The sequence below is a fragment of the Actinoplanes lobatus genome (assembly GCF_014205215.1).
GTDB lineage: Bacteria > Actinomycetota > Actinomycetes > Mycobacteriales > Micromonosporaceae > Actinoplanes > Actinoplanes lobatus.
The window spans coordinates 9,146,310-9,159,152 of record NZ_JACHNC010000001.1 but is presented as its reverse complement, the minus strand read 5'-3'; the positions used below and the strand labels follow the sequence as shown (position 1 = coordinate 9,159,152).

The window sequence follows — 12,843 nt, the reverse complement described above, 5'->3', positions numbered from 1 at the left end:
GGGCTGTGCGACTGACACACACGCAGGAGTCGATGGCCGCGGCGATCGAGGACCAGTGGCTGGCCGCGGCGATGGAGACGGGCCCTGCCGACCGTGCCGCCGCGGAGGAGGGCGTCCGGGAGGCATACCGTCTCGCCAGCGCCGAGCCACCCGAGCGGATCTACTGGTTCGGCTCACCCCGCGCGGCCGCAGCCGCCGCGGCCTTGCTCTCCGGGCCGGTCGACCCGATCCCGGAGGCTCCTGGCACGACATCACCGCCCCCAGCCGTCGCCCCTTCCGGCGCGGCGGCGCCGCAGGCGGGTGCCGGGCCGGGCTCGAGTGCGGTGCCGCCAGCGGGAGCCGAGCTGGGCCTGGGTGCGGCTTCGCTGGCGGGCGCTGGGCCGGGCCTGGGTGCTGATTCGGAGGCGGTGCGGCCGCCGGTGGGTGCCGGGCCGGGCCAGGAGATTCCGGAGTGGTTCGCCGAGGCTCAGGCCGAGTTGCGCCGCCAAGGGTGGACGCCGGGGGCGCGCGCGGGCCGGTCGATGCGCGGCCTGGTGCGCACAGCGCCGTGGGCGGCCGCCCGGAAGGCCGCTCTCGTCGCGCTCGGCGCCGACGGCTGGGCCCAGCTGAGCGCCGCGGCCGGGCGCCGGTCCTGGCCCCTGGTGATGGACATGGTCGCGGGGCGGTTGCGGTCCCGGCTGAGTGAGGACCTGGCCGCCGAACTACCCGCCGCCGGGCCGGCGGTGCTCGACGCCGTCTACGGGCAGCACGACGGGGCGTGGCTGAGCACGTTCGAGGCGGCGGCCCGGGTGTGCCCCGAGGCAGACCTGATGACGAACCTTGCCGGCCTCGCCCGGGTGGCCCGGCACAGTGGCTGGTGGTGGGCGTTCGAACGGGTTGCGGTGCTCTCCGAGCGTCCCGTCACCCTGGCCCGCGACAACGTCGGGCGGCTGCACCGCGGCGAGGGCCCGGCCATGGAGTTCACCGACGGATACGGACTGTGGGCCTGGCGCGGCATGCCGATCCCCTCCGACCTGGCGGCCGAACTGCCGTCCCTGACCGTCGACCGGGTCCGCCGGGAGACGAACGCGGAGATCCGCCGCGTGATGCTGGAGCACTTCGGCTACGAGCGCTACCTGAGCGAGGCCGGCGCCACGCAAATCAACTCCGACGAGACGGGCACACTGTGGCTGCTCCACCTGCCCGGCGACGAGCCACTGGTGATGGTCGAGGTGATCAACTCGACTCCGGAGCCGGACGGCACGAGCCGCGTCTACTGGCTGCGGGTCCCACCCCAGACCCGCTCGGCTCGCGAGGGCGTGGCATGGACGTTCGGCCTGACCGAGCAGGAGTACCAACCCTTGATCCAGACCTGACCCCACGGCCACAGTGTTCCGCCGCGGCCCGGCCGCCTGACGGCTTACCCACCGAGGGCATCAGGGTCTATCTGTTGCGGCGTGGCCTATACGGCTGCGTGGCTCCGCCGGGCGATGATGGCAGTGCGGGCATGACTCACTTCGGATAGATCACCGTGGCGTAGGAACCTTGATGATCTTCTGAAACGGTCATGCCCGTCTCGTTGCCGCCACCAGCGGCGGTTCTGCACCTGACCGGCTGAACCGGACATTACCGTGACTTTGCCGGGGCCCTACGTCACAAGGTCGTCGACGCCGCGGCGCCCACGATCATCATCACGAAAAAGAAGGCAGCCGGAACAAGGCAGACGTAGCCGAGAACAAGGCCTGTAATAGCCATTCCCCGGCCCGCCTTGGCCTCGTTTTGGGTGTCCTTCAAGCCCATATGCCCAAGAACGACCGCCGCAATAGCCGGCAACCCGAGGATCAAGGCCCCGCCAAGGATTGAGATAATGCCAAGGACCATGGCAGCAACCGAGCTGCTGGAGGTCGGTCGGACCATCTGAACAGGTACGGCAGCATAGGCAACGGGCACGGGCTGCTGGTACGGCGGAGGATAGGTCACAATGGGCTCCCGAGTCGATGAGATTCTGTGCCCACCCAGTTCGGTTACCTCGTCGTCATCTTGAATCCTTTGCGGCTTTGTGATGAGCGAGCAACTGAGCTGCACCACTCCCGTGCCGGTCACCGGAGCCGGGGCGCCGGTGGTTCTGAGAGCCAACGATTCCCAGTACTCCAGCAGGAGATCCGTTCTACGGTTCTGTGCGGGCTTGGCGGGCATTGTGGCTGGTTATCGCGGTGGCTTGATGCCGGCGCCGGAAGATCGACCAGGCGATGACGTCGGCGATGCGGCGGGTCGGTTCGATGACTATGGCGCGGAAGGGATGGCCGGGATCGGTAGCCGTTGGCCTGTGCGGACGGGATGGCGGTGCACCGGGACGGGTCGCACCTGGCAGGATGTTGCTGGTCAGGGGCCGTTTTGGCGGTGGATGCGAAATCTTGGCGGTTTTCGCTCATTGGCTACCGTTGGTGGCCAGACCGCTTATGCGGAACCGCCCCACCTCCGGTGGAGGCGATCAATGGGCCACACCGCGGGGATGCGTTCGAGGAGGCCTTCGGTGTAGACGTCGCGCAGGCGCAGCGGCTTGAGGTGTACGTAGCCGATGTGGCAGTCGCACAGGGCGTTGGTGCACGCGCGCGGTCGGAGGGCCGCGCGCCACGTGCCGTCGTACAGGTTGCCGATCGGTTCCTGGATGAAGTGGCATCGGCGGACGGTGCCGTCGCCCAGCACCGAGATGGCGGTCTCGCCGGCGTGGCACGGCAGGCCGAGTGACGCGTGCGGGCGGACGCTGTCGCCGAAGCGGGGATCCAGCGCGGTCCAGCGCCGCTCCTCCTCGGTGGTGTAGACGTGGCCGTCGGCCGCGTTCACCCACAGGTAGACCGTGGCCGGCAGCGCCGAGCGCAGCGCGACCGCCTCGCCGTGGTGGTCGGGGAGCCCGACGACGCCGACCGAGTAGCGGATGCCGAGCAGGTCGAGTTCCCGGCAGCGGGCCAGGAACCGTTCCCGGGTCGCCTCGCCCGGGTGGTAGGTGGTCCACAGCGCGGCGACCCGGGGGTTCGCCGCGGCCAGCCAGCCGGTGCGGGCGGCCAGGTTCGTCTGGATCGCGACCCGGGCGACGTGCGGCAGGTGGGAGAGACGCACGATCGCGTCCCGGTACCAGGACCGGGTGAGCCCCTCGCCCCACGGCGTGAACAGCACCGACAGACGCCGGTCGGTGGTCGCCTCCACCCAGCCGGTGAACCGTTCCAGGGCCGCCCGGTCGGCGCGCAACACCTCCGGCGGGTCGACGCGCTTGGCGAACGGGCAGTACGGGCAGTCGTAGTTGCAACTCGCGAGCGGCCCACGGTAGAGCACATAGAGGTCGGTCATCGTGGAACGTAGGTTCCCATCGCTTCGCGGACACCGGCCGACACCAGCCACGGTCCGATGGCGTCGGACCAGGCCAAACCTTCGTCGGTGAGCCGAGTGCGGGCCGGGTTCAGCCAGCCCCGGTCCACCAGGCCGTCCAGCTGTGGGAAGTCGCCGGTGTGGGCCGTGCCGAACCGGGACAGGTAGGCGGCGGCGTCCACCCCCTCGGCCCGCAGCAGCGACTTGAGCAGCCAGCGGCGCCGTTGTTCGACGGCGTCCAGACGGAAGCCGATCTCGGCGTACCGGAAATCGGTTTGTGGTCTTGAAAGGTAGTCGTCGATGACCGCGCGGACCTCGGAGACGGCGACCGCGTAGTCGAACGAGTAGTGCAGGTCCGTCGTGTAGGAACGCGCCCCGCAGCCCAGCCCGATCGTGCCGTCGTCCTGGCAGCAGTAGTCGGGGCCGTCCGGGACGGGCGCGCCGGCGAGGCGGAACTGGCGCATGGAGTGCCGCACGTAGCCGGCGTCGGTCAGCACGCCGACCGCCTGCCGGTACAACTGTTGGCGCTGGCGGTCCCAGTCGGCGCGGGCGTGGGCGCGCCGGCCCAGTCCGGTCAGCGGGCGCACGTAGAGCGGGTACAGGTACAGCTCCTCGGGCCGCCAGCGCAGCGCCTCGTCGAGTGAGTGCTGCCAGGTGGCCGTGGTCTGCCCGTCGATGCCGTAGATCAGGTCGATGTTGAGCACCGGGATCCGCGCCTCCCGGATCGCGGTGAGCGCCGTCATCACCTCGGCGAGGCGCTGTGGCCGGCCGGCGGCGCGGGCCTCGGTGTCGAGGAAGCTCTGTACGCCGATGCTGATCCGGGTCGTGCCGTGCTCGGCGAGGACGGCGAGCCGGTCGGGGGTGGCGGTGGCCGGGGACGTCTCCACCGACAGCGGGACCGCGGTCGTGCCGAAGGCGTCGCCGACGATGCCGAACAGTTCCGACAGTTCCGGGGCGGTCAGATAGGTGGGGGTGCCGCCGCCGATCGCCAGCCGGGAGAACACGGCGCCGGGGGAGAGGCTGTCCCGGACCGCGGCCGCCTGCCGGCGAAGCTGCGCCAGATAGGCGGTGACCTGCTCGTCCGGCGGGTTGGCGCGGGTGAACAGGTTGCAGAACCCGCAGCGCATCTCACAGAACGGCAGATGCACGTACCCGAACAGGGAGTCCTGCCGCTCACCCGCCCACACGTCGCTCAACGGCGGCCGCGGGTCGAGTTTCCGGTACGCGGTCTTGTGCGGGTACGCGTACAGATATCCCTGATACGGCGAATCGTCGAGGTTCACGTCGGCTCCAGGATGAAATCGGCGTACGGCACCGTCCACACCGTCTCGTGCGCGACCCGGTGACCGACGTGGCCGTCCTCGCCGTAGAGCGTGCCGTGATCCGAGCAGATGATCACCAGGCATGGTCGTTCACGCCCGCTGACCAGCTCGAACAGCCTTTCGAGGCAACCATCCACATACTCCAGGGCGGCCGCGTGGGTCTCCACCGAGTCGGTGTCGGCGCCGGGGATGTAGTGCTTGTTGGGCTGGTGCATCGCGGCGACGTTGAGAAACGTGAACAGCGGCCGGTCGGCGGGCAGCCCCGCGATGATCGACTCCAATCGGTCGAGTTGCGCGCCGAGACAGTCCGGTGCGGTCACCCCGAACGCGCTCTCCCAGTGCGACTCGGCGAACAGGCCCGGCAGCACCCGGCCCAGCGGTGCGGCCGGATTGAAGAACCCCACCCCACCCAGACAGACCGTGTGATACCCGGCGGCGGCCAGGCCGGCCGGCAGATCCGGGGCGTCGAACACGAACGTCCGCGGCCCGGCGGTCTCACTGCCACCGAACCGGGCCGCGAACAGCCGCTCGTGCGGCCCGGGCGTCACCGGCGTCGGCAGGAAACCCGCGAAGAAGGCGTGATGCGCCGCATAGGTGAAGCTCGCCGGACTGTGCCGCCGCTCCCACACACCGCCGGGCAGCACCTTCGCCAATCGCGGGGTCCGCCCGTCGGCCAGGCACCGCTGCGCCACATCGAACCGCAGCGTGTCCAACGTGACGAACAGAACGTCATGGCTGCCGATCAACTCACGCACGAAGCGCCCGCCAAGTCGCCCGCCAGTCCGCTCGACGCCGAAGGACGCCCCGCGGAAAGCCGTCCGGGATGGGCATCTGGCCAGCCGTCGAGGATCGCGGCGACCTGCGCGTCATAGGTGTCCTGGCCGTCCGCGAGCACACCGGGAAGCAGGTCGCCGAACGCGTTCACCTCGGCCACCGCATGATCACGCCAACCCACCCGGAACATCAGATCAACACCGACATGCAGGGTACGGGGAAAGCACGCCGCCACCCGCACACACGTCTCCATGGCGGCCGCCCACGATCGTTCACCGGCGGCGGCCCGCACCGCCCCGGCATCGCCGCGGGCGTTGCCGAGATGCAGGTTCGTCATCGGGGACCGGCTGGTCCGCACCACCACGTGCCGTGGCCGGCCGGCGATCACCACGACCCGCAGGTCGAGGACCCGGTCGCCGAGGGACGCCTTGGGGAACCACTGCTCGACGTGCAGCCCGTCCGGCGCCAGCAGGTCGACGATCGTGCGGATGGAGGATTCGTCGTCGTAACGGCGTACCCCCAGGTTGTTGAAGAGGGACCCACCGCTCAGCTCGACCGAGGTGACGGCCGTGACCCGCCGCCCGGCCGCGGCGAAGGCGATCACCCCGGAGGCGGAGGAGCCGTGGGCGGGTTTCACGAAGACCCGCCCCCATCCGGCCTCCCGCATGGCCGCACGCAGGGCGTCGTAACCGTGCACCGGCGGGGACGCGGAAGGCCCGGCACCGGGAGGGGCTGGTGCGGAAAGCCGCAGAGCGGAAGGCGCGGCGGCAGGCTGGAGAGGAAGCGACCCCGAGCCGGACGGCGCGCCGATGGTCGGAACATCGCCGAGGGAGAGCGCGGGCGGCACCGGTATCCCCGCGGCCGACAACAGCGCGTGGCAGCGGCGTTTGTCCGTCATGCTCAGGATGTCCGCGGGATCGCTGAGCGGCAGCCCGCCACCGTCGGCGACGCGGGCGAGGGCCAGCCCCAGCCCGGTGAAGGCCGCGCCCATCCCCAGGATCTCGCCGTGCCGGGCCGTCGTGGCCGGGCGGCCCGAGCCGAGGGCACGAAGTAGACGGTCCACCTCGGCGTCCTCGCCCGGAGAGTCGATCCGGACCAGTGCGCCGGGGCCGGGAACGTGACCGGAGAGCAGCACGTCCCGCCACGGATGGATCGCCGGCGCGGGCAGCCCGGCCCGCCGCACGGCGGCGGTGAACAGCGCGACCCGGCGGTTGGACGGGTTACCGACGAGGGCGAGTGGCATCTACTCCGCCACCGCGGTGTACCGGCCCCAGCGCTCCTCCTTCTGCGGGTCGGAGACGTCGACCGTCACGCCGGGCAGGTCGTCGACCACCCGCTGGGCCATCTCCGGCGACATGAAGTGGTGGTGCAGGTCCAGCGACTCCAGGTGGGTGAGCGGCTGCCCGGCCAGCAGGCTCGCGGCGCCCGCGTCACCGAGGACGCCGAGGGACAGGTCGAGGCTGGTCAACCGGGAGACCACCGGCGCGGCGGCGACCGCGGCGGCCAGTTCCTCGGCGATCTCCGCGTTGCGCAGGCCCAGGTGGGTGAGCGCGGGCAGCGAACGGCCGGCCAGGATCGGCTCGAGGTCCTCGGCGCGGGCGTCGCCGCCGTAGTTGGCCACCCCGAGCCACAGCTCCAGGTGGGTGAGGCCCGGCAGGTCGCTGGCGCCGATCGCCCGGATCACGGAGGCGGGCAGGCCGCCGGACTGGAAGACCAGCGCACGCAGGCTCTCGTGACGCACCGGGCTCAGCTCGAGGCCGTCGGCGCCGCGCAGTTGCAGCCGCTCCAGGGCCGGGAACGTGGTGAGCAGCGGGGTGATGTCACTGTGGTGGATCCAGGAGATCTCGCACTGCTCATAGCTCATCTCGCCGATGAACAGCGCACGCAGGCCGGTGAGCCGGGCGGCGTTGTCGAGCAGTATCCGGATGGGGAAGGCCGTGTCGTAGGCGCACCCCCACTCGCCGATGATCAGCGCGGTCGGGCCGGCTGGGCCGCTGCGCGCCAGCATCCGCTCGAAGGCCGCGGCGAACTCCTCCTCGGAGGCCTCGAAGTCCTCCATCTCGACCCGCCAGGCAACGGCGGCCGGGTCGACCGGATCGGGCCCGTCCTCGGACTGCACGACGGGAAGATCCGCGAACGTCGTCACGAACTCGTGAATGGTCACGGCGCAGACCGTAGCAGCGACCACCGACAGTTTTCGGGCCTGCCGCACCACCCGTTGGGGCGAGGCCATCCACTGAGGAAGCGCGGCTGCCGCCATCAAGGTCGGGTCCCTGGGCGAATCCGACGAGCCCTTCTTGGCTGCCGCGGAGCACCGCGTGGGTGTCCTGGCCCGTTTGGCAGGGACCAAGTCGGTGGCGGGTTGCTTTCGGTACGTCGACGGGCAGCCGCATCCATGGATGCGGCTGCCCGTGTGCGCTACTTGGCGACGAGTTTGATGGAGCGGGTGGTGCCGGTTGTGTTGTAGGAGCCGCCGGCGACGACGACCCGGAGCGTCCAGGTTCCCTTGGGGAAGGCACGGGTGAACGTGTAGGTGCCGGTGGTGGTGGTCTTGGAGTTGGTGACGTTGATCCACTTGTCGGCGGACCAGCGTTGCAGGGTCACCTTCACGCCGGGGCGCGCGGGCCGGACCGTACCGGTGATCTTGATCTTCTTGCCGGGTTTGGGTTTGAGGGTGCTGGCCTTGATGGTGGCGGCGTAGCGGATGGTGACGGTGGCAGTGGTGGAGGTGGCTGGCCACATGCCGGACGAGCCGGGGTAGGTGACCCGGTAGCTGGTCGTCGTCGCCGGTTTGAGGGCGCGGGTCCAGTTGCCGTTCGTGTCGGTTCTGAGGGTGGCGGCGCGGGTCCAGGTGGTGGTGCCGGCGGGTCGTTGGTCGAGGTAGGCGACGGCGCCGCCGATCGGACCGCCAGTGCGCAGGATGCGGCCGGTGAGGGTGACCGTGCCCGCGTAGGTGGTGGCGGTGGGGGAGGCGGTCAGCGCCAGCGTTGTCGGGGTGAGGGTGACGGTCTTCTCGGGGCCGTCGCCGACGGTGCTGACGGCCCGTACCCCGATGGTGTAGGTCTTGCGGGTGTCGAGGCCGGTGATGGTCATCGACCGTGCGGTGGGCGGCAGGGTCTGAGTGGTGCCGGGGGAGACGCGGATCTGGTAGCCGGTGAGCGGGGTGGCCGGTTCGGAGCCCGGGTCGGTCCAGGCGACGAGTGCGGTGCCGTTGCCGCCGGTGACGGAGACGCCGGTGGGCAGGGCGGGAAGTGCCGGTCCGACGGTCCACGGCACGGTGAGGGTGGCGCTCTGGCCGTCGCTGTCGGTGGCGGTGAGGACCATCGTGCCGGATCCGGCGGTGGTCGGGGTACCGGTCACGGTCACCGCGACGTGGCCGTAGGTCTGCTGCCGGAAGGCGACGGTGAGCCCGTCGGGTACGCCGGTGTGGCTGACCTGCACCGGTTTGCCGACGTCGCGCAGGTAGTCGGGGTCGTCGAGGAACTCGGTCGTCCAGGTGGTGCTGTCGCCGGCGCGCAGGGTCATGGGCGGCGGGTCGGCCGGTGCGGTCGGTGGGCCCTTGATGATCCAGTGGTTGGTGGCGGTGCCGGTGTTGCCGTCCGGGTCGGTGGCGACGATGACCGCGCCGGGCTGTCCCTTGACCGTCGGGGTGCCGCTGATCAGGCCGTCGGGGGAGATGGTGATGCCGGCCGGCAGGCTCTTGGCGCTGAAGGTGACCTGATGGTGTTGCGGGTCGGTGGCGGTGACCTGGATGTGGACCGGCTGGCCGACCATGGTGATGACGTCGGCGACGGGTTTGATGACCGGGTCGACCGGTGGGGTGGGGATCTGGTCGGTGCCGTCGACGCCGACCGCGAGCCAGGCGGCCTGCACCGTGTCGGCCTCGGTGCTGCCGGCCCCGTACAGGTCGACGGCCGCTTTGAGGGTGGCCTCGCGGGCGCCGGACCAGTTGGTGTTCGACACCATGTAGGCGGTGAGCGCCTGGTACCAGATCCGGGCGGCCTTGTCGTTGCCGATGCCGGTCACCGCGGGAGCACCGTTGCAGGGGGTGCTGGTGCCCCAGCGGGGTGTGGTGCCGCTGCCGACGGCGAGCAGGTAGAAGAACTTGTTGCCGATCCCGGAGCCGTGGTGGACGTCGAGGTCCTTGACCTGCGGGGTCCAGCAGGAGGCGGATCTGCCGTCCTTGGTGGGCTCGGCCATGTAGCGCACCGGGAATCCGTTGTTGGTGACGTCCTCGCCGATGGTGTAGTCCGGCCTGTCGATGCGGCTGTTGACGAAGAACTCGACGAGGGTGGCGAAGATGTCGCTGGAGGACTCGTTGAGGGCGCCGGCCTCGCCGGTGTAGACGAGGTCAGCGGTCCGGTCGGTCAGCCCGTGCGCCAGTTCGTGGGCGACGACGTCCAGGGTGGTCCACGGGACCGGCTGGCCGTCGCCGAGGAACATGCACCGGCAGGAGCTGCGCCAGAACGCATTTTTGTAGATGCGGCTGTAGTGGACGTACGCCGTCGTGCCCTTGCCGTCGTCGGCGATCCCGGACCGGCCGAACGTCTGGTCGAAGTAGTCCCAGGCCTTGGCCAGGCCGTGGTGGGCGTCGACCGCGACCGACGCCCGGTCGGTCAGGGTGCCGTCGCCCCACACGTTGTCGGCATCGGTGAACAGCGGCGACGTCGTGAGACCGGGTTCGAACAGGTTGCCGGCGTCGCGGACCGCGTTGCCGCCCCGGTCCGGGTCGATCATCACCCAGCCGTCGCTGGTCGCGGTGGTGCTGATCGGCACCGTACGGGCGTGGAAGCCGTTGCCGGTCGCGGTGTCGGCGGCGTGCACCTCGTCGTAGGCGCGCCGCACCTTCCCGGTGCCGGCGTCGACCACGACGACCAGGTCACTGGGGATCCCGCCTTGCGCCGTCCCGGAGACGGTCACCTCCCACGCCAACGCGGGCGTGCTCTCGAACGCGTCCACGACCAGCCGCGCGCTCGTCTTGACCCGGGTGCCGGTGAACCGCCGCTCGGCGACGGCGACGGCCCGTCCGCGGGTGATCGATGGTTTCGCCGGCACGTCCACGGCCGTCCGCTGGGCGACGGTCACGCCGGTGTATGCGCCGGTGGCGTCCGTGTGCACGACGAAGTCACCGCCGAGAACATCAAGACCCCGATGGGTACGGGTGAAGCGCACGTGCCGCCGGCCGGCCGGATCGGCAACGACATCGACCTCACGGTACGCATCACCGGCGGCACCGTGGATGACCGGACCGCGACCGCGGATCGCCGTACGGGCCTCGGCCACCGCCCGCGACGGCGTGACGGCAGGTACCGGGCGGTCCGCGGCGGCAACAGCCGTCGCCGGTGCAGCATCCCGAGTGGTGTCGGCCGAGGTCTGCCGCGCCGCGACAGCCGCTCCGCCGAGCAGAGCCACAACGCTCGCGACGCCCAGGACCCATCGACCACGTCGTGCTATTCGTGCCACCGACCACACCCCTCGACTCAGATAGATGATGTTGGAAGGTACGTGCCCGGTCCGTCCGCCGTGGACCCGGTATCGACGATCGCGGGCGCGATGCCGACAGCACATGCTGTTAGCTGCTCACGCGTCGGCAGACCCGGATCATCTGGACGGTGTGCGTCGCCGCTGGTAATCAGCGCGAAGCGGCAACGACGGAAGTACCGGAACCATTGATGGGCATTGTTTGTGGGAGCGCTCCCATGTAACGATTGCGGAATCCCTCCCGTCCCCAAAGGAGTTCCCTCGTGAAACACCGCCCATGGCTCGCGGGCGCCACCGCCCTCGCAGCCGCGGCCGTCACCACGGCCATCGCTCTCGCCCAGCCGGCGGCCGCCGCCACCGGCGGCACCGGAACCGGCTACCTGCACACCAGCGGAAACAAGATCATCGACAGCACCGGCGCGACCGTCCGCTTGACCGGGATCAACTGGTTCGGCATGGAGACCGACAACAAGACCTTCCACGGCCTGTGGTCCAGCAACCCGTGGAAGAGTCAGATCGACACGATGGCCTCGCTGGGCTACAACACCCTGCGCGTCCCGTTCTCCGACGACGCCCTCAAACCCGGCGCCACCGCCACCGGCATCAACGACTTCACCAACCCCGACCTCGTCGGACTCTCCCCGCTGCAGATCCTCGACAAAGTGATCGCCTACTCCGGCGACAAAGGCATGCGCATCATCCTCGACCGCCACCGCCCCACAGCCGCCGGACAGTCGCCGCTCTGGTACACCACCGCCGTACCCGAAAGCACCTGGATCGCCGACTGGAAATCCCTCGCCCAGCGCTACGCCGGCAACACCACCGTCATCGGGGCCGACCTGCACAACGAACCTCACGCCGAAGGCACCAACCCCGCCGCCACCGGCGCCTGCTGGGGCTGCGGCGACACCACCCGCGACTGGCGACTCGCCGCCGAACGCGCCGGCAACGCCATCCTCGCCGTCCAACCGAACTGGCTGATCTTCGTCGAAGGCGTCAGCTGCCCCAGCGGCGGCCTCAACAACGTCTGGGACAACGACACCAGCAACGACGAGGACTGCGGCTGGTGGGGCGGCAACCTCTCCAAAGCCGGCCAATACCCGGTACGCCTCGACGTGGCCAACCGCCTGGTCTACTCACCGCACGAATACGCCACTTCGGTCTACCACCAGACCTGGTTCGACGACCCGACCTACCCCGCGAACATGCCGGCGATCTGGGACAAGTACTGGGGCTACCTCTACAAGCAGAACATCGCCCCGATCATGATGGGTGAGTTCGGCAGCACCCTGCAGGCCGACGTCGACAAGATCTGGCTCCAGGAACTGCTCAAGTACACCGGCACCGGCGTCAACGGCATGTCCTTCACCTACTGGTCCTGGAACCCGAACTCCGGCGACACCGGTGGCATCGCCAACGACGACTGGACCACCATCAACCAGGCCAAACAGGCGATCATCTCGCCGTACCTCATCCCGCCGGCCGGCGGCGGCACCAGCCCGCAACCGTCGACGTCCGCGTCGACCTCGACCCCGCCGGTTCCGGCCGGCGCCTGCAAGGCCACCTATACCCAGGACAACAGTTGGCAGGGCGGCTTCCAAGGCAAGCTCGCCGTCCAGAACACCGGCAACGCCGCCGTCAACCCGTGGCAGGTGACCTGGACCTGGCCGTCCGGCGTCACCCTCGCCAGCGGCTGGAACGCAACCGTCACCCAGACCGGAACCACTGTCACCGCGGCCGCGCCGAGCTACGCACCGTCGCTCGCCGCAGGCGCCTCGGTCACGGTCGGCTTCACCGCCAACGGTACGGCCAGCGCCCCGACCGCCGTAAAGCTCAACGGCGTGGTGTGCTCATAAGCCGGTGCTGACAGCCCCATCGAGGCTCTGGCCGGCACCGCGAACGGCGTCGTCGGCCAGAGCCTCGA

At 70.1% G+C, this 12,843-nt stretch carries 9 protein-coding genes; 2 read left to right on the top strand and 7 right to left on the bottom strand.

Translation table 11 applies throughout. The features are described 5' to 3' along the window. The first annotated feature begins 5 nt into the window (after window positions 1-5). Window positions 6-1,355, top strand: a complete 1,350-nt coding sequence (locus BJ964_RS41755) for a DUF6745 domain-containing protein (protein ID WP_188125826.1) — start codon at window positions 6-8, stop codon at window positions 1,353-1,355. Between the two features lie 277 nt (window positions 1,356-1,632). Here the strand turns inward: BJ964_RS41755 and BJ964_RS41750 are convergent, their stop codons facing one another. From BJ964_RS41750 to BJ964_RS41720, 7 genes are all read right to left on the bottom strand, one after another. Next, window positions 1,633-2,175, bottom strand: coding sequence for a DUF4190 domain-containing protein (locus BJ964_RS41750; RefSeq protein WP_188125825.1), 543 nt, complete (start codon window positions 2,173-2,175; stop codon window positions 1,633-1,635). A 261-nt stretch (window positions 2,176-2,436) separates the two neighbouring features. After that, complete coding sequence (locus tag BJ964_RS41745; RefSeq protein WP_188125824.1) at window positions 2,437-3,324, bottom strand: STM4011 family radical SAM protein; 888 nt, start codon at window positions 3,322-3,324, stop codon at window positions 2,437-2,439. Then, the gene (locus tag BJ964_RS41740; RefSeq protein ID WP_188125823.1) at window positions 3,321-4,625 is read right to left on the bottom strand and encodes an STM4012 family radical SAM protein; all 1,305 of its coding nucleotides are present in this window, start codon (window positions 4,623-4,625) and stop codon (window positions 3,321-3,323) included. Before BJ964_RS41740 ends, BJ964_RS41745 begins: the two co-directional genes overlap by 4 nt. After that, window positions 4,622-5,419, bottom strand: a complete 798-nt coding sequence (locus BJ964_RS41735; RefSeq protein ID WP_188125822.1) for an STM4013/SEN3800 family hydrolase — start codon at window positions 5,417-5,419, stop codon at window positions 4,622-4,624. Before BJ964_RS41735 ends, BJ964_RS41740 begins: the two co-directional genes overlap by 4 nt. Continuing rightward, a complete protein-coding gene (locus BJ964_RS41730) occupies window positions 5,407-6,681 on the bottom strand; it encodes an STM4014 family protein (protein ID WP_188125821.1) in 1,275 nt (424 codons plus the stop codon). Before BJ964_RS41730 ends, BJ964_RS41735 begins: the two co-directional genes overlap by 13 nt. Then, window positions 6,682-7,602, bottom strand: a complete 921-nt coding sequence (locus BJ964_RS41725; RefSeq protein ID WP_188125820.1) for an STM4015 family protein — start codon at window positions 7,600-7,602, stop codon at window positions 6,682-6,684. Window positions 7,603-7,856: 254 nt separating this feature from the next. Next, window positions 7,857-10,901: a M4 family metallopeptidase gene (locus BJ964_RS41720; protein WP_188125819.1), complete on the bottom strand. Its 3,045-nt coding sequence runs from the start codon at window positions 10,899-10,901 to the stop codon at window positions 7,857-7,859. A gap of 281 nt (window positions 10,902-11,182) precedes the next feature. Between BJ964_RS41720 and BJ964_RS41715 the strand changes: the two genes are divergently transcribed. Then, window positions 11,183-12,775, top strand: a complete 1,593-nt coding sequence (locus BJ964_RS41715; RefSeq protein ID WP_188125818.1) for a cellulase family glycosylhydrolase — start codon at window positions 11,183-11,185, stop codon at window positions 12,773-12,775. Window positions 12,776-12,843 lie beyond the last annotated feature (68 nt).

Coding starts and splice junctions, on each gene's coding strand:
- BJ964_RS41750 (WP_188125825.1), bottom strand. CDS start 2,175: ATGCCCGCCAAGCCCGCACAGAACCGTAGAACGGATCTCCTGCTGGAG.
- BJ964_RS41745 (WP_188125824.1), bottom strand. CDS start 3,324: ATGACCGACCTCTATGTGCTCTACCGTGGGCCGCTCGCGAGTTGCAAC.
- BJ964_RS41730 (WP_188125821.1), bottom strand. CDS start 6,681: ATGCCACTCGCCCTCGTCGGTAACCCGTCCAACCGCCGGGTCGCGCTG.